The organism is Haloarcula halophila (assembly GCF_029278565.1).
Lineage (GTDB): Archaea > Halobacteriota > Halobacteria > Halobacteriales > Haloarculaceae > Haloarcula > Haloarcula halophila.
This window is the reverse complement of sequence record NZ_CP119559.1, coordinates 2163412-2184272: the sequence shown is the minus strand read 5'-3', so window position 1 is coordinate 2184272 and position 20861 is coordinate 2163412. Positions and strand designations below refer to the sequence as shown.

Below are 20861 nucleotides of genomic sequence, written 5' to 3'. Positions count from 1 at the left end.
ATGGCGACGCGAGACGGATCTGCGCCGTTCGGACGGGTCGGAGACGGCCTCGTGAGCCTCATCGCGCCGGCGACCGAACGGGACCGGAGTCGCCGGCGCATCGTCGCGCTGGCGGCACCGTTTCTCGCGCTGGCTGCGTTCGGCGCGTTCGTCCCACTGGCGACGATGCTCCGGATGAGTACCTCCACGTCGAACTTCGCCGTCCAGGGGTTCACGCTGGCGGCCTACGAACGGTTGTTCACATCGATCCTGGCGGCCGTCCCGGGGGCCCGGATCGACGCCAACCCCGTCTACGGCCAGGTCATCTGGAACTCCCTGTGGTTCGGCGCGGCGACGACCGTCGCCAGCGTCGTCGTCGGCGTCGCTATCGCACACGGACTGGAGAAGTACGACCTGCCGAAGGAAGGGCTGCTCGTGACGCTCATCTCCTTCCCGATCAGCCTGCCCGGCATCGTCGCCGCGTTCATGATGATCGTCTGGTTCGGCAAGACCGGCGTATTGACGAAGGTCCTGTCCGTCTTCACCGGGGCCAGTCCCGACGCCCTCGCCCTGACAGGCCAGCCCTCGGGAACCCTGCTGGCGATCACCGGGCTCTTCTTCGGCTACCTCTACTCGATGATCCCCCGGGCGACCTTCCTGTTGCGCGGGAGCTACGCCGAGGTCAACACCGACGCCGAGGAGGCCGCCCGGGCGCTGGGCGCGACACCCTGGCAGACGTTCCGCTACGTCACCCTGCCACAGATCCAACCCGGCATCGTCGGTGCGCTCATCCTCACGTTCCGGACGGCGCTCGCGATCTTCGGCACCGTCCTCGTGTTGAAGGCGCTGTCGGTGATCACCTTCCGGTTCAACCAGGAGATCAGCGTCGGGTTCAACCTCCAGATGGCCTCGGCGCTGGCGACGGTGTTTTTCGTCTTCACCGTCGTCTTCACGTTCCTGAGCCTGCGCCTGACGAGCGCGGAGGTGGCCGGATGAGCACGCCCGGTGCCGACGACACCGGCACGGACGCCCGCCAGTCGGTTCCCGCCCGCGATCCCGGCCGGATCGGGCGGCTCTCGGCGGCCGTCGGCCGGCGGGCCATCACCGCGTTGATCCTGGTGACCGTCGTCTTCCTCATCGGCCCGGTGGTGATCACCTTCGTCGCCTCCTTCGCCGGCGAGTGGACGGGTGTCTTCCCCAGCGGCTTCGTCACGCTGGACAACTGGGAGCAGGCGCTGGGACTGTCCTCGACGCTGGGGGCCAGCCGTGGCCTCGGCGGATCAACGACGATCCCACTGATCGACGCGACGATCCCGCTGCCCGAGACCCTGAGTCTCAGCATGGCGCTGGCGCTTGGCGGGGTGTTCGTCAACCTCGTCGTCGGTATCCCGATCGCCTACGCCGTCACCCGGTACGACTTCTACGGGCAGGGCTGGCTGAACACCTTCGCCGTGCTCCCCGTGGTTCCGGGGATCATCCTCGGTATCGCGTTCCTGCGGACCTACCCGAACCTCCCCAGCGCCGTCGCGTTGATGATCGGCTACTCGCTGTTGAAAGCGCCGTACATGGTACTCGCGGTCCAGTCGTCGTTCGAGTCGATGGATCTCCGGCAGATCGAGGAGAGCGCCCGCTCGCTGGGGGCCTCCTGGCCGCGGACGTTCCTGACGGTGATCGTCCCGAACGCGAAACGGGGGATCCTCTCGGGTGCGATAATCTGCTGGACGCTCGCGGCCGCAGAGTTCAACTTCTCGTATATCGTCTACTCGCGCGGCCCGAAGCCGTTCTCGCTGTTCCTGTTCGAGAACATCTCGAACAACCCGTTCCTGCGGGCCGCCGCCGCGATCTCGATCTACTTCCTCATCGTCGTCGTCGTGACGGCGCTGTTGCGCGCAACCGGGGAACGGGGCTTCTCGATCGGAGGTGTCCGCTGATGGCAGAACAGATCAGACTCGACGCAGTCACGAAGACGTTCGGGGAAACGACCGCCGTCGACGGGGTCTCGCTGACCGTCGAGCCCGGCGAGACCGTCGGGCTCGTGGGACCGTCCGGCTGCGGGAAGACGACCACCCTGCGGACCGTCGCGGGGTTCGAGACGCCCACGGAGGGCGAGGTCCGGTTCGACGGCGAGGCGGTGACGAACGTCCCGCCCGAACAGCGGGACGTGGGGCTGGTCTTCCAGTCGTATGCCCTGTTCAACAACATGACCGTCCGGGAGAACGTCGAGTTCGGGCTGAAGATGCGGTCCTTGCCCGCACAGCAGCGGGCCGAACGCGCCCGCGAGGTGCTCTCACTGCTCGATATCGACGAGCTGGCCGATCGGGACCCACAGACCCTCTCGGGCGGCCAGCAACAGCGGGTGGGACTGGCCCGCGCGCTGGCGATCGAGCCCCGCGTGCTCCTGCTGGACGAGCCGATGACCGGTCTCGACGCGAAGCTCAAGACCCGGTTGCAGGAGGAGATGGGCGCGCTGCTGGAGGAGTTGGACGTGACGGCGATCTACGTCACCCACGACCAGGAGGAGGCGATGGTGATGTGTGACCGCATCGCCGTGATGAACGACGGGGAGATCGAGCAGGTCGGACCGCCCCGGTCGGTGTACCAGGAGCCCGAGACGCCCTTCGTCGCGGAGTTCGTCGGCACCTCGAACCGGATTCCCGCTACCGCCCGGAACGGGACCGTCGACGTGGGCTTTACCGACATCGAGAACCGCACCGGCGCCGAGGGCGACGTGACCGTCGTCGCTCGGCCGGAGGCGTTCACCGTCGGCGAGGGACCGATCACCGCGACGGTCCGGAACACGTTCTACCTGGGCGAACACGTCCGGACCGTCGCGGAACTGCCCGACGGGAGCGAGGTGACGCTGAACCTCGACGGGACGGTCACGCCACAGGCCGGCGAGGAGGTGTCGCTCTCGCTGGACCCGGAACGGGTCCACGTCATCGAGGAGGCGCCGGCGTGACGGCCGGGCCGGTGCTCGCACGGCTCGACCGCCCGGCCACCGACGAACGGGTCCGGATCGCCGTGATCGCGGACCCCCACGTCACCGAGCGTGAGCGCGGGACCTGGAAGTGTTACCACCGGACCGTCGAGCGGTTCCGGGCCGCACTGACAGCGGCCGACCGCCGCGGGGCCGACGCCGTGGTCCTCGCAGGGGACCTCACCGCCGACGGCCGCCCCGAGGAGTTCGACATCGTCGACGGAGTCCTCGGGGAGACCGCCGTCGATCCGCTCGTCGTTCCGGGGAACCACGACGTCCCCAAGACCTTCGACGATCACGACACGCCCGCCGTCGCGGCCTTCGAGGACCGGTACGGTTCACTGCCGGCCACCGAGACGGTCGGTCCCGTGACGCTGCTGGCCGTCGACAGCGCCAGCGACCCGGGCGGGCGGCTCCGTGACACCTGGGGTGGCGCCGTCGGACCCGCCCAGCGCGAGTGGCTGGCCGACAGAGCGGCCGACGCCGCGGTCCCGATCGTCCTCACCCACCACCCGCTGACGGCGCTGCCCGAACACGACGGCTACCCGTGGACGAACTTCCAGGCCGGGGACCGCGAGGCCGTCCGGTCGGTGTGTCGGCGCCACGGCGTCGAACTGGTCGTCAGCGCCCACCACCACGTCCCCGCGCTGGCGCGCCACAGCGGCGTCACCGAACTCCTCTCGCCGGCGGTCTGTTCGTTCCCGCAGGCCACGCTGGAGTTGGTCGTCGGCCCCGAGGGGACGACCGTCCGGCTGGTGCCCCTGGCAGACCGGGCCGGCGTCGAGGAGGCCTACCACCTCGCCCGCGGCGGGAAAGCCCTGGGCCGGGGAATCTGTACGATGACCGAAGCCCGCCTGGCACGGCTACCGCTATCGGCGTGAGAACCGGCACGGGGCGCCGGACTCGAAACGTTCAGGGGTGATCCAGGCAAACGTGGGGGTCCCCGTGACAGAGGACTCGCGGCCGACGCTCCACGTCGCGCTGGTCACCGGCTGGCAGGTCGTCGCCAGCACCTGCTTCTACGCGCTGTTTGCCGGCACCGCGCTGTTCCGCGAGTATCTGGGTCTCTCCGGGTTCCTCGTCGGCGTCGTCGTCACCGCGGCGACGCTCGGCTACACCGTCGCGCTGTTCCCCGTCGGCGCGGCCGTCGACGGCGCCGGCGAGCGCCCGGTCCTGATCGGTGGACTGGTCGCCCTGGCCGGTAGCGTCGTCGGTGTCGGCCTGGCCGACGGCGTCCTCGGTCTCGCGATCGCGGCGGTCTGTCTGGGCGGGGCCTACGCGACGGCGATGCCGGCGACCAACCGTGCGATCGTCACCGGCGTCCCCGAGGGGGTCCGCGGCCGGGCGATGGGGCTCAAACAGGTGGGCGTCACCGCCGGCAGTGGGCTCGCGGCCGTCCTCGTGGTGAGCGTCGCGCCGACGCTCGGCCCCTGGAACCTCGGGTTCTTCGCGGCCGGCGCCGTCGCAATGGTCGTCGCGGCCGGCTTCGCGGTCGGCTACCACGGTGCCCCCGGCGGTGAGTGGCGCTTGCCTGATCTCCGGGGACTCCGCGGGAACCGGGCCTACGTCGCGCTCGCTGCGGGCGGGTTCTTCCTCGGTGCCGCGCTGTTTACCACCGTCGGCTACACGACGCTGTATCTGACCGACTCCGTCGGCGTCTCCGTGGCCGTTGCGGGCCTGGGCTTCGCCGCGATGCAAGTGACCGGCAGTACCGGCCGGGTCGTCGGCGGCTGGCTCGCCGACAGACTCGAGACGGGTGAGGCGCGGGCGAACGCGACAGTCTTGCTGGGACAGGCACTGCTCGGAGCCGTGTTGCTGGCCGTCCTTGCGGTCTCGGGGCTGTCGCGGCCGGTGGTACTCGCGGTGGTCGCGCTGGTCGGTGCGACGGTTCTGGGGTTCACCGGGCTCTACTACGCCTGTATGACCGCACTGGTCCCGACGGAGGAGATCGGTGCGGCGACCGCCGGCGGCCAGACGGCGCTCAACGCCGGCGCCCTGCTCGTGCCCCCGGCCTTCGGCTGGCTGGCCGACACGACCTCCTACCGGGCTGGGTGGCTGTTGCTCGCTGTGGCGGCGCTGGCCGGGACTGCTGCCTTCGCCGTCGTCGTCAGGCAGACCCGGGACTGATCAGTCGGCCGCCTCCCGCTCGGCCTCGCTACCCAGTTCCGCCCGGAGCGACTCCAGTTCGTAGTCGACGGCCCGCTCGGTTGAGACCCGATCCAGTTCCCGGTCGATGTCGTCGCCCTTGTCGAGCACCGACTCCAGTTGCCCCGTCTCCTCCAGTTCTTCCAGGGCGGCGGCGCGGGCCTCCATGCGCTCGGTGCGCTCGGTCGCTCGCTCGATCGAACGGCTCACGTCGGCCATCGTATCGCCGACGCCGGTGAACGCCTCCGAGACGCGCGCCGACGCTTCGGCGGCCTCGTAGCGGGCCTTGACTGTCTCCTTGTGGGTCCGGAACTGTTCGACCCGGCTCGACAGTTCCGCGCGCTTGCCGACCAGGCGGTCCTGGGTCCCCTGTAAATCGTCGATCTGGTCCGTGAGGTCGGCGATCTGTGAGACGTGGGCCTGTTTCTTCTCCAGCGCGCGTCGCGCGAGGTCCTCGCGGCCCTGGCGCATCGCCTCGCGGGCCTGGCCGTCGTACTTCTCGACGTTCTCCCGGAGCCGCCGGCGGTGAATCTCCAGGCGCTTTTTCTGTGTGGTCACGTCGGCGATGCCACGTGTGACGTCCTGGAGTTGGTCACGCAGTTGCTCGTAGGAGTAATCCAGTTCCGCGCTGGGATCGGCGGCCCGGTTCAGCAGTGCGTTGAGCTTCGACCGGACGAGAAAGAGGAACCGACCGATCAGTCCCATCGGGGAGCCTCCGTCCCGAGACGGCCGCAGAGTGATTCGTTCATTGATAGGTACGCCTACGGTCGAGTCCGGGATAACCGTGTCGTCGCCGCCGAGTGAACGTTTTTAACCCGGGGCGCACCTACGCCCAGTCGATGACGACCGGTCCCGTCCCCGAACTCGGCGAGCGCGCCCGGGCCTGTGCCGACCGCCTGCGGGACGCCGACGGCGTGTTACTGGCCTCACACATCGACGCCGACGGCCTCACCAGCGCCGCTATCGCGACGACGGCACTACAGCGGGCCGGGATTCCGGTCGAGACGGTGTTCAAGAAACAGCTTGACGACGCGGAGATCGCGACGATCGCCGCCCGCGAGTACGACACAGTGTTGTTTACCGACTTCGGCTCGGGCCAACTCGCCGCGATCTCCGAACACGTCGCCGCCGGGGACTTCTCGGCCGTGATCGCCGACCACCACCAGCCCGCCGCCCCCGAGGACTGCCACCCCGACGCCGTCGGTGACACCGACGGCTATGCCGACTTCGAGTGTCACCTCAACCCCTTGCTGGAAGGGATCGACGGGGCGTCAGAACTCTCGGGTGCGGGGGCGGCGTACGTCCTCGCTCGCGCGCTCGAACCCGAGGGCGGCGACAACCGCGATCTGGCTGCGCTGGCGGTCGTCGGCGCCGTCGGCGACATGCAGGCCGTCGGCGGCGAACTCGTGGGGACGAACGCCGCTCTCGTCGAGGAGGGGGTCGACGCCGGGGTCCTGGTCGAGGGAACCGATCTCTCACTGTACGGGAAACAGACCCGGCCGCTCCCGAAACTGCTCGAATACGCTACCGAGGTACCGATCCCCGGCATCTCCAACGACGAGGCCGGTGCGACTCGCTTTCTGGAAGAGCTCGGACTGGAGTTGAAATCGGGCGGCGAGTGGCGGACCTGGGCCGACCTCTCGGACGAGGAACGCCAGACCGTCGCCAGCGCGCTGGTCCAGCGGGCCGTCAAGCGGGGCGTCCCCGCCGACAAGATCGACTCGCTGGTCGGGACGACCTACACGCTGACCGCCGAACCGACCGGGACGGAACTCAGGGACGCGAGCGAGTTCTCGACGCTGTTGAACGCGACCGCCCGCTACGAGCGCGCCGACGTGGGACTGGCCGTCTGTCTGGGCGAACGCGGCCCGCCGCTGGAGCGCGCCCGGAAACTGCTCGCGAACCACCGACGGAACCTCTCGGAGGGCCTGAATCTCGTCCAGGAACGCGGCGTCGAGCAGGCCGACCACGTCCAGTACTTCGACGCCGGCGACGCCGTCCGCGAGACTATCGTGGGCATCGTCGCCGGGATGGCACTGGGGACCGACGGCGTCGACTCGGAGAAGCCGATCATCGCCTTCGCGGACGCCGACGGCGAGACCAAAGTTTCCGCCCGCGCGACCGGCCCGCTGGTCGGCCGCGGCGTCGACCTCTCGGTCGTGATGAGGGAGGCCGCCCAGGCTGTCGGTGGTGACGGCGGCGGCCACGACATCGCTGCCGGCGCGACGGTCCCGGCCGGCGAGGAACAAGCGTTCGTCGAGGCCGCCGACGACATCGTCGCCGATCAGTTAGGCTAGGTCGGCGACTGCCCCGGATTTATGTCTCAGACCACCCAGTAGCACGTATGGAACGGGACCCGATCGACGACAAGGAACGGTTGCTCTTTGGCGCTGGGTTCGTCTTCGGTGCGGGGTTCATCCTGCTCGTGCTCGGGTTGGTCATCGCGACGATGGACGGGGGCGTCGGCGCGCTCGGCGTCGATGTCGGCGTGTTGATCCTGGCGAGCGTCTTCGCGACCGCGCTGGTCGGGACTGGGCTGTTCCTCCTGGCGTTCCCCGAGAACCGCGTGGAGGTGCCGGTCACACTGGCACCCGGAGCGGACGATCTCGACGAGGAGTGACCGCGAGTCCGGGTCACCTTTAGGCGCCGGTGTCCAACGCGGCTACAATGGCGACGTTCGATCCCGAGAAGTTCGAGGACAAGTACGCGAACTACTTCCCCGAACTCCAGAAGGCGTACAAACAGGCGTTCGAGTACATGAACGACACCTACGACTCGGAGCTGATCCACGCCATCGACCAACAGATCTTGAACGAGTCCGAACCCTTCTACGAGGGCGATCGGGAGTTCCGGATCGACCTCCCCGAGGACCCGATCGATCGCCTGACCGGCGTCCTCGTCGACGACGAGAAGGCCGAAACGGTCCTCGACGAGTACGTCGAGAGGATCGAGCGTGAACTCCAGCGTGCCTTCGAGTTCCCCGAGGAGTGAGCGGCGTCTCCACCTGAAAACTCCCCGCAGCCGACCGGGTCAGGGTCGGGGTCAACAGCCGTACGTGGGGGTTCCGGACCGGAACCGGCGAGTTCACACGAGCGGCCCCAGCCGGCACCTGTGGCTGCTGGCAGTCGAACCCACGCGATACGTCACGATCCCACGCCGAACCGAACCCGTCAGTCCAAAGGTCTAAGCCTCCCGGGGCCGGACCTAGATCCACTATGAGCACAGAGACTGAGGACGGAGACGACCTTCGCGAGCGCATCACGAACTTCCTGCGCCGGAACTTCCCGCAGATCCAGATGCACGGCGGTAGCGCCGCTATCGAAGAGATCGACCGCGAAGAGGGCAGCGTCACCATCCGTCTGGGCGGTGCCTGCTCGGGTTGTGGCATCTCCCCGATGACGATCCAGGCGATCAAGACCCGCATGACCAAGGAGATCCCCGAGATCACCGAAGTCGTCGCCCGAACCGGGATGGAACAGCAGGAAGGCATGGCCGGCGGCAGCGACGGCATGAGCCCCTCCTTCCCCGGGGAATCGCGTGGCGGCGACGTCACCGACGACGACGAAGGCCCCGAAGCGCCGTTCTGAGACCACTTTTTACTTCGTCGCCCTTCCTCGCGCGCTCGAAGAGCGCGCTGTGGGAGGGCTCCTCGCAAAAACCTGGGGAAAAACTGCCGAACTCGCGCCGACGGCGCGAGTTCGGTGAACCCGCTCGCTTCGCTCGCGGGATGCTCTCAGCGACCCTGCCCTTCCCCAGGTCGGCCAACGGAGTGGCCTCCCGGCCAACAGCAACCACACTAATTCGAAGCCGGCGGAACAGATCGCCGGAAGAACCGCCAGCTTACCCCTCGTCGACCGAGAGGTCAGCGGCCCCACCCTCGTAGACGCTTGCGCCGAAGGCGTCGACGGTGTCGTCGCCGACGACCCAGCGGGCGTCTTCCGGTGGGGTCACCGAGACGGGGTCGCTCGTGAAGTTCGTCACCCAGGTGTAGCCGTCGCGGTGGGCGGCCCGGACGCCGGTCGGGAACCGCTCGGAGTGGGCCACGTCGGCTCGGTCGAGCAGGTCCGAGACGACCGCGTCCGCGAGGTCGGCCTCGGGCCAGACACCACAGTAGGCGACGTGGCCCTCACCCACGTCGTGGTCGGTGATCGCGGCGTGGCCGTCGCCGACGCCGCCGACGTGTGAACCCGCGACGGTCGCTCCGTCGGCGTCGAGCCACTCGGCGAAGGTGCGGTAGCCGTAGGTCTCGCCGTCGTAGGTCACGCTCCGGTCCAGTTGCTCGGGGACCGACTCGTGTTGGTCGACGGTCGCGCCGACGATATCAGCGAGCGGGCCGGGTGCGGGTGCGTCGGGGAGCTTGTTGTGCGGGTCCTTCGTGCCCGAACGGACCGTCAACAGCAGTTCCGTCCCGTCAGCGACCTCCGCTCGGAGTTTCGACGCGAGGTCGTCGTCGACGAGATGTAGCGCGGGTGCGACGACGGCGTCGTAGCCCGAGAGGTCCCAGTCGGGGTGGACCACGTCGGCCTGGACCGAGCGCGCACGGAGCGCGCGGTAGTACTGGCGCATGTGGGTCCAGTACTCCCAGTCGGGGGCGTGGGGCTGGATGCTCGTCGCCCAGAGGTTGTCGTAGTCGTGCAACACGGCTACGTCGGCGTCGACCGGATCGAGGTCCAACTCGGCCAGTTCCGTCGCTGCCCGGTCGGCGTCGTGGTATCCCCGGTCGGGCGAGCCGTCCTGTTTTCGCAGGCCGGCGTGGTACTGCTCCTGGCCCTCCCGGCAGCGGCGCCACCGGAAGTAGACGACGGTGTCGGCACCGTGAGCGACCGCGTGGTGAGCCCACAACCGCATCGCGCCCTCGCCCGGCTGTGGGGCGTAGGGCGGCCAGTTGATGTCGCCGGGTTGCTGTTCCATCACCCAGAAGGGCTGCTGTTTGGCGCCCCGGTAGAGGTCGTGGTTCAGCCCGACCTGGTCGGGGTCGCCGGCCCGGAGTTCGTCGGCAGTGGCCGCGCCCTGCCGGCGATCCTGGGCGAAGCCGGTCGGGTAGGAATCCCACGTGATCAGGTCCAGATCGTCGGCGAAGCCGTAGACGTCACAGGAGTCGAAATCGCCCATGAAGTTGTGGGCGACGAACCACTCGTCGTTTGCTTCGCGCAGCAGTTCCGCGTGGAGTGCGTTGTAGTCGACCGCGCTCTCGGCGCTGAAGCGGTAGTAGTCCAGCAGCCGCGAGGGGTGGTGTTCGGCGGCCGTGTGTCGCGGCGGGTCGACCTCCTCGAAGGAACGAACCGTCTGGCTCCAGAAGCTCGTCCCCCAGGCCTCGTTGAGCGAGTCGACGTCGCCGTACTTCTCACGGAGCCACTCCCTGAACGCGGTCGCACAGTCGTCACACCAACAGCGGATGGTCTCGTGACAGCCGTACTCGTTGTCGGTCTGCCAGCCGGCGACGTGGGGGTTGTCCGCGAAGTGGTCGGCCATCGTCGAGACGATCCGGCGGGTCTCCTCGCGGTAGACCGGCGAGTTGAAACAGTAGTGCCGGCGGCTCCCGTAGTGGCGGACCGTCCCGTCGGGCTCTTCTTGCAGGATCGAGGGTCGCTGGTCGACGAGCCACTTCGGCGGTGTCGCCGTCGGCGTACACAGCACCGCCTCCATCCCGTGGTCGCCGATCAGCGAGACGGCCTCGTCGAGCCACGAGAGGTCGATCTCGCCGGGTTCGGGTTCGATCCGGGACCAGGAGAACTCCGCCATGCGGACGTACTCGATACCGGCCTCGGCCATCTGCTCGATGTCCTGCTCCCAGCGGTCGCGGGACCAGTGTTCCGGGAAGTAACAGACGCCGACGCTCATCGTTGCTCCCGGTAGTCCGGCAGGAAGTCGTCTTGCAGGACGGCCGTCCGCCCGCCGTCGACGGTGATCGTGCTCCCGGTCATGAACGCGGCGTCGTCGCTGGCGGCGAAGGCGACGGCACCGGCCACGTCCTCGGGCGTGCCGAGTCGGCCGGTGGGGTGGATCCCCTCCAGTTCCCGGCGGCGGTCCTCGTCCATGTCGCCGGTGGTCCGGTCGACCGCGACCCACCCCGGGGCGACGGTGTTGACACGGACTCGCGGCCCGAAGTCGACGGCCATCGCCCGCGTCATCCCGTTGATCCCCGCCTTGACGGCGTTGTACGGGAAGATGTCGGGCGTCGTCGCCATCGAGTGGTTCGAGGACATGTTGACGATTGCGCCCTCCTCGATCTGTTCGTAGGCGTGTTTCGCGGCCAGCCAGAACGCCCGGAAGTCCGTCTCGACGACGAACGACCAGTCGTCGACGGTCGCCTCGTCCGCGCCGGTGTAGGTCTCGACGCCGGCGTTGTTGACGAGTACGTCGAGTCCGCCGAACTCCGCGACGGTCGCCTCGACGAGCGTCTCGATGTCGGTGGGTTCGCGCATGTCTGCCCGGACGAACTGGGCGGTGCCGCCGGCCTCCCGGATGGACTCGACGGTTTCCTGACCGTCGTCTTCCGAGCGGCCGGAGACGACGACGCGTGCGCCCTCCTCGGCGAGGCGTTCGGCCACGCCCGCTCCGATTCCTCTGGTCGACCCCGTGACGATCGCCACGTCGTTCTCGAAGCGGTTCATCTTACCACTCCGCGACACTCCCGTCGTCGTGGCGCCAGACTGGATTGTGCCAGTCGACCTCGCCGGCCTGCATCCGGACGTAGCTGTGGTCGATATCGACACCCAGTCCCGGCCCTTCCGGCAGGTCGACGTAGCCGTCGCGGTACTGGAACACCGAGGGGTCTTTGAGATAGTCCAACACGTCGCTGGTCTCGTTGTAGTGGATGTCCAGACTCTGCTCCTGGATCAGCGCGTTGGGCGAGCAGGCGTCGACCTGGAGACAGGCCGCCAGCGCGATGGGACCGAGCGGGCAGTGGGGAGCCATCGCCACGTCGTAGGCTTCGGCCATCGACGCGATCTTCTTGACCTCCGTGATCCCGCCGGCGTGTGAGAGATCGGGCTGGATCACGTCGACAGAGCCGTCCTCGAAGACCTCCTTGAAGTCCCACCGGGAGAACATCCGTTCGCCGGTCGCGATCGGGTTCGTGGTGTGACTCGCCAGTTGTGGGAGCGCGTCGTTGTGTTCGGGAAGGACCGGTTCCTCGATGAACATCGGGTCGTACGGTTCGAGGGCTTTGGCCAGGCGCTTGGCCATGGACTTCGAGACCCGGCCGTGGAAATCGACGCCGATGTCGATCTCGTCGCCGACGGCCTCACGGACCGCTGCGATGCGGTCCTCGGCGGCCTGGACCGCCGACGGGGAGTCGATCCGGCGCAGTTCCGCGGTGGCGTTCATCTTCAGGGCCGTAAAGCCCTCCTCGACCTTCTCACGGGCCGCGTCGGCGACGCCTTCGGGCCGGTCGCCGCCGACCCACTGGTAGACCCGCATCCGGTCGCGGGCCTTCCCGCCGAGCAGTTCGTAGACCGGCACATCGTGGTGTTTCCCTTTGATGTCCCACAGCGCCTGGTCGATGCCGGCGATCGCGGACATCAGGACCGGCCCGCCGCGGTAGAACCCGCCGCGGTACATCGTCTGCCAGTGGTCCTCGATACGCATCGGGTCCTTGCCCAGCAGGTAGGTGTCGAGCAGTTCTTCGACGGCCGTCCGGACGGTGCGAGCGCGGCCCTCGACGACTGGTTCGCCCCAGCCAGCGATGCCCTCGCTCGTCTCCAGTCGCAGGAACAGCCATCGTGGCGGTACTTCGTAGAGATCGTAGTCAGTGATAATCATATTATTCAGGTCGTGTGACGTAGTCTTCGATAGAGACGTCAGTCTCGTCTGTCATCGTCTTTAGGGACTGGCCGGTCTCGGGGTCGAACAGATACAGTGCGGTCTCCTCGAACCCGAACTGGACCGTCTCGTCGGGACTGGGGCGCAGGCTGGAGTCGATGCGAGCGGTCAGGTCGACGTCGCCCATCTCCATGTAACAGAAGTTCTCGTTGCCCATCGGTTCGACGACGGTCACTGCGGCGGCGATACCGTCCTCGACGAGTGTCATGTCCTCGGGCCGGATACCCACGCGGACGCGGTCGTACCCCTCGACCGGCGACGGGTCCGAGAGTCGGTAGCTGAACCCGCCTGGGCCTTTCAGCGTGTCGCCTTCGACGGTCGCGGTCAGGAGGTTGATCGACGGCGAGCCGATGAAGTTCGCGACGAACTCGTTCGTGGGACTCCGGTAGACCTCCTCTGCGGTCCCGACCTGCTGGAGTTCCCCGTCGTTCATGATGGCGATGCGGTCGCCCATCGCCATCGCCTCCGTCTGGTCGTGCGTGACGTAGACGGTGGTGACGTCGAGTTCGTGTTGTAGTTCCTGGAGTTCCGTGCGCATCTGTGCGCGCAGTTTCGCGTCCAGGTTCGAGAGGGGTTCGTCCATCAGGAACACCTCGGGGTCCCGGATGATCGCCCGCCCCAGCGCGACACGCTGTTGCTGACCACCCGAGAGTGCCTTCGGTTTCTTCCCCAGAAGCTCCTGGATACCGAGCATCTCGGCGACCTCGTCGACGCGACGGTCGATCTCCTGGGAGGACATGTCCGTCGAGAGCCGGAGTCCGAAGCCGATGTTTCGCCGCACGTTCATGTGCGGGTACAGCGCGTAGTTCTGGAACACCATCGCAACGTTGCGGTCACGCGCCCGGAGGTCCGTGACGTCCTCGTCGTCGAACGTGATGGTGCCTGCCGTTACCTCTTCGAGTCCGGCGACGCTGCGCAGCGTCGTCGTCTTGCCACACCCCGAGGGACCGACCAGGACGAGGAACTCCCCGTCCCGGATAGTCAGATCGAGGTCGTTGACCGCGACGATGGTGCGGCCGTCGTCGTCGAACTCCTTTCGTACTGTGTCGAGATTGATCTGTGCCATGGGTTACTCCTTGACCGAGCCTGCGAGGATCCCGCTGACGAAGTGCCGCTGCAGGAACAGGAACACCAGGAACAGCGGGATGATGCTGAGCGCTGCCGCGACCATGATCTGGTCGTAGTAGACACGCTGGGCGCCGACCAGTTCGTTGATCGCCACCGGGATGGTGTACTTGCCCTGGTTCAACACGACCAGCGGGAACAGGAAGAGGTTCCACTGGAAGAGGAACAGGACGATAGCGAGCGCCGCCAGCGACGATTTCATGGTCGGGAGTGCGATGCGGTAGTACAGCTGGAACTCGGTCGCACCGTCGATGCGGGCCGACTCCAGCAAGGCGTCGGGGATCTGTTTCATGTTCTGGCGCATCAGGAAGATGCCCAGCGGGTTAGCCGCCCACGGCAGGATGATCGCCCAGTAGGAGTTGGTCAACCCCATCTGTGAGATCAGCAGGAACAGGGGGATGACCAGCAACTGGATGGGCAGGGTCAGCGTCGCCAGGATCGCGTAGAAGATCGGCTCCTTGAACGTGAACTCGTACTTCGCGAAGGCGAACCCGCCCATCGAGCACAGCACGAGCGACAGCAGCGTGTAGACGATAGCGATGAACACGGAGTTTCCGATGCTCTGGATGAAGTCGACGCTCTCCCGGGCCTGTAGGGCCTCTAAGTTCGCGAAGAAGTGCGACCCGGGGAGTAACTGGATGTCGGTCCCCGCGGTAAGGAACGCCTGCTCGGGCAGCGTCGAAGCGACGATGATCCAGTAGATCGGGACCACCATCAGCAACGTTACGAGCAGGACGAAGGTGTAGCCGAGGAACCGCCAGATCGCCTCGTCGCGCGTGGACTTACGCATCCGACTCACCTCCGATCCGGAGCTGGACGATCGAGAGGACCGCGACGATAGCGACCAGCACGACGGTCATCGCGCTGGCGTACCCCAGCTGGAACTGCTGGAAGGCGATGTTGTAGATGTACACCACGAGGGTGCGGGTCGCCGACAGCGACGCGCCGCCCTCCGAGATGATCAGCGGCTCGGAGAACAGCCGGAAGGTCCCGATGGTCGAGGTGACGACCACGAACAGCAGGACCGGACGCAGTTGCGGGAGCGTGACGTACCGGAACTTCTCCCAGCGGCTGGCCCCGTCGATCTCGGCGGCCTCGTACAGTTGCTGGGGGACACTCTGGAGTCCGGCCAGCAGGATGATCATGTTGTAACCGGTCCAGCGCCAGGTGACCGCGCCGACCAGCGAGATGCGCGGCCAGAACCCCGTTCCGAGAACCGACTTCAGCGGGCCGGGTATCAATGCTGTCCCGCCGCTGAGCCACGGGACCGTCGGGAACCCGAGCATCTGGAACAGCGTGTTCACGAGCCCGTTGTCCTGCAACAGCAACAGGAACACGGTCGCGTACGCGACCAGGTTGGCGGCGACAGGCAGGGCGATCGTCGTCCGGAACAGCCCCTTGAACCGCATCCAGGAGGCGTTCAGCGCCAGCGCGAGTGCTAAGCCGAGAACGATCATCAGCGGGACCTGCACGAGCAGGATGAAGGTCGTATTCGCCAGTGCGTTCTGGAACAGCGTGTCACCGAGCAACCGCTGGTAGTTCTGGATCCCGACGTACTCCAGTTGGGCGATGCGTGTCAGCTCGAACTGGATCGGACCGAGGTCGATCCACAGCAGCGTCGCGTTGCCGATCCCCTGGTAGGTGTGGAAAGAGAGGTACACCGTATAGAGGATCGGGAAGGCGAGAAAGGAGCTGAACAGGACGAAAAACGGTGCTAGGAAGAGATACGGCGCGCTCACCGAGAACGGGAGCCGGGCGGCGACCGACCGGGTCGCTCGGATCTGACGCTGTCGGACCGGCCGGACGACGTCGATGAACGCCTGCCAGACCGGTGCGACGGCCTCGCCCGCCCGTTCGCGGACCGCAGTGAGCTTGTCTCTAACCGGGTTTGAGGAGCTGGTCGACATGTGAAGAGAGGGAAAACGGTGTTACGCGAGCTCCCGACCCGTCCGGTCGGCGACCTGGTTGGCCGCGCTGTCGACGGCTTCCTTCGGCGTGAGATCGCCGGAGATCATCTTCTTGAACTCGCTGTTGATCGCCTTCGTGATCTCGGGCGTGTCGGTCGTGTAGGTGTAGCTCGGGATGTTCGGCGCGATCTCGGCGAACATCCGGCCGGCGGCCTGTCCGCCGAGGAACTCCGAGCCCTGGTCGAACGCGTCCGATTCGTAGGCCGGTTTGTACGCCGGGAAGAGCCCGTTCTCTCTGTACATCTTGAGCTGCATCTCCTTGTTCGCCAGCGCGAACTGCATGTAGTCGAAGGCACGGCGGGCCTTGGCGTCGCTGACCTGGTCGGCGATGACGAGGTTCGAGCCGCCCCAGTTAGTCGCGCGGTTGCCGCCGCTCTCGTAGGCCGGGGGCTTCATGACACGCCACTTGCCGGAAGTGTCACCGATCTCGGCTTTCAGCGTCCCTTCGATCCAGGCACCGCCGTACAGCCCGGTGATGGAGCCGTCGGCGAAGCGGTTGAACCACTCGCTGGACCAAGAGGCGACGCTTGAGGTGACCCCGGCGTCGTGAGCCCGCTTCATCTGGCGTGCGACCCGCAGGGACTTCTCGGAGTGGATGTTCACGGCGCCGCTGTCGGTGAACGGAAGCCCACCGAGCTGACGGAACATCATCCGCCAGACGCCGTCGTAGTCGTTGGGTGGGAGGTTCATCAGTGCGGTGTCGTCCGGGAGTTTCTCCCCCTCGGCGATGAACTGGTCCCAGGTCTCGACGCTTTCGAGATCGAGCCCGTGTTCGTTGGCGACGTCGTTGCGATAGAACATCCCGACCGGCCCGAGGTCCCACGGGAGCGCGTACGTGGCGCCGTCTTTCGTGAGCGGACCCCACTTCCCGGAGACGAACCCGTCCTTGATACCGGCGTCCTCGATCCAGCCGCTGATGTCGCGCAGTCCGCCCGTATCGACCCAGGCGGCCGCGTCGACGCTCTCCATCGTCGCGATGGCCGGCGCGCCCGACCCCGAGAGGATGCGCGATTTGAACTTGTCTTTCATGTTCGAGCGGCCGAACTGCTCGACGGTGACGTCGCCGCCGTTGGCTTCCTCGTAGGGCTCGTCGATGAGGTCGAGCGACTTGGCCGCAACGTCCCAGCTCCAGGCCGTTACCGAGGAAGCCATCTGCTGACCGGAGCTCCCGTCGGTGGCTGTCTCTGTCGAACTGCCACCGCTGCCGCCGTCACCGCTGCCGCCGTCACCGGAGCCACTGCTGTCCGTTGCTGGCTGGCTACCGGTTCCACAGCCGGCCAGGCCCGCGAGGCCGGCCGCGCTCAGTTGCAAGATGCGTCGTCGGTCGAGTCGTCGGTTGGAATCAGTCATCGGCGCTATGTCAATACATGAAAGTCCATTATTTAATGGTTTTGCCAATTGTCGGGTGGTCAGACAATACCGACTCCTTCTTGCGGTTTTCCCGAAATTTGGAGTCAGAATATCGCGTATAGATAATTTTTCTTATTATTGGTGTCGTTCACTATATCTAAACGCGCTCGCGGCCGAGATACCGTCAGTAAAGAATTATCCAGCGATAGAACGCTGTAGACGGCGCTTTCACGCATCCTCTCACAGAAATCGTTCCAAGCGCCACTCACAATTTGTTCACTCCTCACGAACAATATATACATCTCGGGGCCGATGGTCGAGTATGGACGAATCGTATCCGGTACAGGCCACTGCGACGACGATGCGAGTCGTCGAGGAGCTACTCGACCGTGGAACGGCGGGTGTGACGGAACTCGCGCGGGAACTCGACCTCTCGAAGGGAGCGGTACACAACCACCTCAAGACCCTCAATCAGTTGGAGTTCGTCGTCCGCGAGGGTCGCCAGTACCGCGTCGGATCGCGGTTCCTCGACTTGGGCGCGCGGGCGCGCGAGACGATGCCAGTGTACCAGGCTGCGCGGTCGGAAGTCGCCCGCCTCGCGCGCTCCAGCGGCGAGGTCGCGGCCCTCGTCGTCGAGGAACACGACGCGGCAGCGTACATCTTGGTGGAAGGCGACGAAGCGGGCGAAACCGCTGTCCGGGAGGGGATACGTCGGCCCTTGCCTGCCGACGCCGCGGGGCGAGCGATCCTGGCACACCGGCCGGAAGACGAGATCAGGTCACTGCTCACCGACAGCGAGTGGCCGACAGACGACGACCGCGTAGCGACCACCGAGACGGCGCTGCTGGACGACCTCCGAACCGTCCGCGAACAGAGCGTCGCCTTCGACCGCGAGGAGCAGGCCGACGGGACCAGAAGCGTCGCTGCACCCCTGACGACCGACGAGGGGCGTGCCGTCGGCGCGGTGTGTGTCACGGGCCCGGCCAACCGGATGACAGGGAAACGCTTGGAGGAGGATATCACCGGCCTTGTTGTCAGCAGTGCGAATAGTATTTCCGTTGATCTGTTCTGAACCGTAGTAGTGTGAAAAATTGCCGCTAAATGGCGATCGTTTCGAGGGTTGTTTAGTATGAATGAATATGTGCTTAAGACCGCTCTCATCCGTCAATAGTCGGCTTTTGCAACCTGTTCGATGAGCAACCGATAGCTTTTCGAACGTTTTGTTTTCCTATACTAAACAATATGAAGATAGGCCGGCGGATATTTTCATGTAAGGTTTAGCGTATTAGTTCCCTCTAGCGTCTACCAAACAGCTATTACGCTTGGCTGGGGCAGGTGTCGTATGGTTCGACTCGACGCGGGCGAGACGACCGTCCGGTTCGCGCCCGAGACGGCACGCCTGACAGTCCGACAGGGGAGCGACGAACTCGCCAGCGGGACCGTCCGTGCCGAACTCGGCGACGAGACGGTCCCGGCGACCGACAGCTACGCGCTCTCCAGCGACGGGGACAGTGTCCGGGTTCGGTACGACGGCGTCGGCGCGGAGACGACGGTCATGCTCACGACGGCCGACGGTGGCGTCCACGTGTCGGTGGCAGTTACGAACACGGACGGGGAACCCAAGCCGGTCGGTCGGCTCTGTCCGCTGGCGGCCGACGAACTGGCGTTCGGTCCCGAAACGGGGGTGTACCGCCACGGCTACCAGTCCTGGACGCCGACGGCGACACTCCCCGTGGGCGAGGCGTTCCCAGCGGTCGACCCGGTCGACGTACCGATGATGACCGACGTGGCCGCTCCGACGGCAACGAGTCACTGCCAGATCGGGCTGACCGAGGGGGACAGTCATCTGACCGCCGGCTTTCTCGACCACTCGGCGTTCGTCACCCGCTTCGACTACGAGCACGGCGACGGGATCGAGTCACTGTCGGCGGTCTGTCCCGGCGACGGGGTCGAACTCGCGCCGGGGGAGACAGCGACGAGCGCGCCCCTCCGACTCGACGCCGCTCGCCCGGTCGACGAGGCACTGACCGCGATCGCCGAGCGGACCGGAACCCGGATGGATGCCCGGATCGGTGAGTGGGTGCCGACCGGGTGGTGTTCGTGGTACCACTACTTCACCGGGGTCACCGCCGACGACGTGCGGACGAACCGCGCCGCCCTCGACGAGTGGGGGCTCCCAGTCGAGGTCGTCCAACTCGACGACGGCTACCAGACCGCCTTCGGCGACTGGCGGACGCTGGCCGAGGGGTTCGAGGACATGGCGTCGCTGGTCGCGGACATCGACGACGCCGACCACACGCCCGGACTGTGGCTCGCACCCTTCTTCGTCCAGGAGGACGCCGCCCTCGTCGACGACCATCCCGAATGGCTGCTGACCGACGGCGACGGGGAGTTCGTCCCCGCCGGCGAACGCCACGGCGAGATGTACGGGCTGGACCTGACCCATCCCGGGGTTCAGGCGTGGCTCCGGGAGACGTTCCGAACGATCACCGAGGAGTGGGGCTTCGACTACCTCAAGCTCGACTTCCTCTATGCGGGCGCGTTGCCCGGTGAACGGTTCGCCGACGTGACCCGAGCCGAGGCCTACAGGCAGGGCCTGGCGACGATCCGCCAGGCCGTCGGCGAGGAGACGTACATCCTGGGCTGTGGGGCGCCACAGGGCCAGAGTGTCGGCCTCGTCGACGCGATGCGGGTCGGCCCGGACACCGCCGAGTACTGGGTCAGGGAGGGCGAATCCGCCAGCGAGCCGGCCCACGAGAACGCCATCCGGAACGTCCTCAACCGTGACTACCTCCACCGCCGGTGGTGGGTCAACGACCCCGACTGTCAACTGGTCCGGGAGACGACGGAGCTCTCGATGGCCGAGCGGGAGACGTTCGCGGCTATCGTCGCGCTCACCGGCGGTTCGAACGTCTTCAGCGACAGGATCGACGAGATCGGTGCCGCCGGCCGCGACCTCCTCGAACGGTCGTTGCCGCCGGTCGAGAGCGGGACCGTCTCGGGCGTGGGACGGACGGAGTTCCCCGAGCGAGTGGTCTGTGAACGGCCCGCCGACGCCGGCCGGGCCGTCGCGCGGTTCAACTGGAGCGACGAACCCGACACGCTCTCGCTGTCCCTCGACGAAGACGAGCGCGGTTGGGACGCGCTGGAGTGCGAACCGATCGCCGCCGGCGGGACCGTCGAACGGACGGTGCCCGCACACGGCTGTCTGCTCGTCCACGTCGTCCCCGCACTCGATCGCCCCCATCTACTCGGGACCGACCACCTCGGTGGCCTCGGCGACCGCCTCGAACGGGTCGCCTGGGACGCCGACGAGGTTGGCGGGCGACTGACGCTGTCGGTCGACGTCGAGACGCCCCAGGAACTCATCCTGGCAGTTCCCGACGGATGGACCCACCCCGACGGAGCCACGGCGGACGGCACGGAAACGCTCGCGCTCACCGCCCGTCCGGGGACGACGACGGTGTCCTTCGAGCGGCACTGAGGCGGGCGGC

At 66.8% G+C, this 20861-nt stretch carries 19 protein-coding genes; 11 read left to right on the top strand and 8 right to left on the bottom strand.

Annotated elements, in window-relative coordinates; genetic code table 11:
• The 5 genes from P0204_RS11570 (at position 1) to P0204_RS11550 (ending at position 5083) form a co-directional block, all read left to right on the top strand.
• Complete coding sequence (locus P0204_RS11570) at positions 1-975, top strand: ABC transporter permease (protein WP_276179336.1); 975 nt, start codon at positions 1-3, stop codon at positions 973-975.
• The gene (locus P0204_RS11565; RefSeq protein ID WP_276179334.1) at positions 972-1910 is read left to right on the top strand and encodes an ABC transporter permease; all 939 of its coding nucleotides are present in this window, start codon (positions 972-974) and stop codon (positions 1908-1910) included. Before P0204_RS11570 ends, P0204_RS11565 begins: the two co-directional genes overlap by 4 nt.
• Positions 1910-2938, top strand: coding sequence for an ABC transporter ATP-binding protein (locus P0204_RS11560; RefSeq protein WP_276179332.1), 1029 nt, complete (start codon positions 1910-1912; stop codon positions 2936-2938). The genes P0204_RS11565 and P0204_RS11560 overlap by 1 nt, the downstream gene beginning before the upstream one ends.
• The gene (locus P0204_RS11555) at positions 2935-3837 is read left to right on the top strand and encodes a metallophosphoesterase family protein (protein ID WP_276179330.1); all 903 of its coding nucleotides are present in this window, start codon (positions 2935-2937) and stop codon (positions 3835-3837) included. Before P0204_RS11560 ends, P0204_RS11555 begins: the two co-directional genes overlap by 4 nt.
• A 64-nt stretch (positions 3838-3901) precedes the next feature.
• Positions 3902-5083, top strand: coding sequence for an MFS transporter (locus P0204_RS11550; protein ID WP_276179328.1), 1182 nt, complete (start codon positions 3902-3904; stop codon positions 5081-5083).
• Here the strand turns inward: P0204_RS11550 and P0204_RS11545 are convergent, their stop codons facing one another.
• Entirely contained in the window at positions 5084-5806 is a 723-nt protein-coding gene (locus P0204_RS11545) for a PspA/IM30 family protein (protein WP_276179327.1), read from the bottom strand.
• Positions 5807-5940: 134 nt separating this feature from the next.
• Here P0204_RS11545 and P0204_RS11540 point away from each other — a divergent pair, with 134 nt between their 5' ends.
• The 4 genes from P0204_RS11540 to P0204_RS11525 all read left to right on the top strand — a co-directional run bounded on the left by P0204_RS11540 (position 5941) and on the right by P0204_RS11525 (position 8688).
• Positions 5941-7398, top strand: coding sequence for a RecJ family nuclease (locus P0204_RS11540; RefSeq protein ID WP_276179325.1), 1458 nt, complete (start codon positions 5941-5943; stop codon positions 7396-7398).
• 47 nt (positions 7399-7445) lie between these two features.
• Entirely contained in the window at positions 7446-7721 is a 276-nt protein-coding gene (locus P0204_RS11535) for a hypothetical protein (RefSeq protein WP_276179323.1), read from the top strand.
• Positions 7722-7768: 47 nt separating this feature from the next.
• A complete protein-coding gene (locus P0204_RS11530) occupies positions 7769-8092 on the top strand; it encodes a DUF5783 family protein (RefSeq protein WP_276179321.1) in 324 nt (107 codons plus the stop codon).
• A gap of 224 nt (positions 8093-8316) precedes the next feature.
• The gene (locus P0204_RS11525) at positions 8317-8688 is read left to right on the top strand and encodes a NifU family protein (RefSeq protein ID WP_276179319.1); all 372 of its coding nucleotides are present in this window, start codon (positions 8317-8319) and stop codon (positions 8686-8688) included.
• Positions 8689-8941: 253 nt separating this feature from the next.
• On the opposite strand, the gene P0204_RS11520 is transcribed toward P0204_RS11525, so the two are convergent.
• Genes P0204_RS11520 through P0204_RS11490 form a run of 7 tightly spaced genes read right to left on the bottom strand, consistent with a single transcriptional unit; the run spans position 8942 to position 17367 of the window.
• On the bottom strand, positions 8942-10942 hold the full coding sequence (locus P0204_RS11520) for a beta-galactosidase (protein ID WP_276179317.1): 2001 nt from the start codon (positions 10940-10942) through the stop codon (positions 8942-8944).
• Entirely contained in the window at positions 10939-11715 is a 777-nt protein-coding gene (locus P0204_RS11515) for an SDR family NAD(P)-dependent oxidoreductase (protein ID WP_276179315.1), read from the bottom strand. Before P0204_RS11515 ends, P0204_RS11520 begins: the two co-directional genes overlap by 4 nt.
• A gap of 1 nt (position 11716) precedes the next feature.
• Entirely contained in the window at positions 11717-12865 is a 1149-nt protein-coding gene (gene dgoD / locus P0204_RS11510) for a galactonate dehydratase (protein WP_276179313.1), read from the bottom strand.
• 1 nt (position 12866) lies between these two features.
• Entirely contained in the window at positions 12867-13991 is a 1125-nt protein-coding gene (locus P0204_RS11505) for an ABC transporter ATP-binding protein (RefSeq protein ID WP_276179311.1), read from the bottom strand.
• Positions 13992-13994: 3 nt separating this feature from the next.
• On the bottom strand, positions 13995-14840 hold the full coding sequence (locus P0204_RS11500) for a carbohydrate ABC transporter permease (RefSeq protein WP_276179309.1): 846 nt from the start codon (positions 14838-14840) through the stop codon (positions 13995-13997).
• Entirely contained in the window at positions 14833-15957 is a 1125-nt protein-coding gene (locus P0204_RS11495) for a carbohydrate ABC transporter permease (RefSeq protein WP_276179307.1), read from the bottom strand. Before P0204_RS11495 ends, P0204_RS11500 begins: the two co-directional genes overlap by 8 nt.
• A 21-nt stretch (positions 15958-15978) precedes the next feature.
• Positions 15979-17367: an extracellular solute-binding protein gene (locus P0204_RS11490; protein WP_276179305.1), complete on the bottom strand. Its 1389-nt coding sequence runs from the start codon at positions 17365-17367 to the stop codon at positions 15979-15981.
• Between the two features lie 322 nt (positions 17368-17689).
• Between P0204_RS11490 and P0204_RS11485 the strand changes: the two genes are divergently transcribed.
• Positions 17690-18439 (top strand): IclR family transcriptional regulator, encoded by a 750-nt coding sequence (locus tag P0204_RS11485; protein WP_276179303.1) that lies wholly within the window; start codon positions 17690-17692, stop codon positions 18437-18439.
• Positions 18440-18709: 270 nt separating this feature from the next.
• Positions 18710-20851, top strand: coding sequence for a glycoside hydrolase family 36 protein (locus P0204_RS11480; RefSeq protein ID WP_276179301.1), 2142 nt, complete (start codon positions 18710-18712; stop codon positions 20849-20851).
• Positions 20852-20861: the final 10 nt, after the last annotated feature.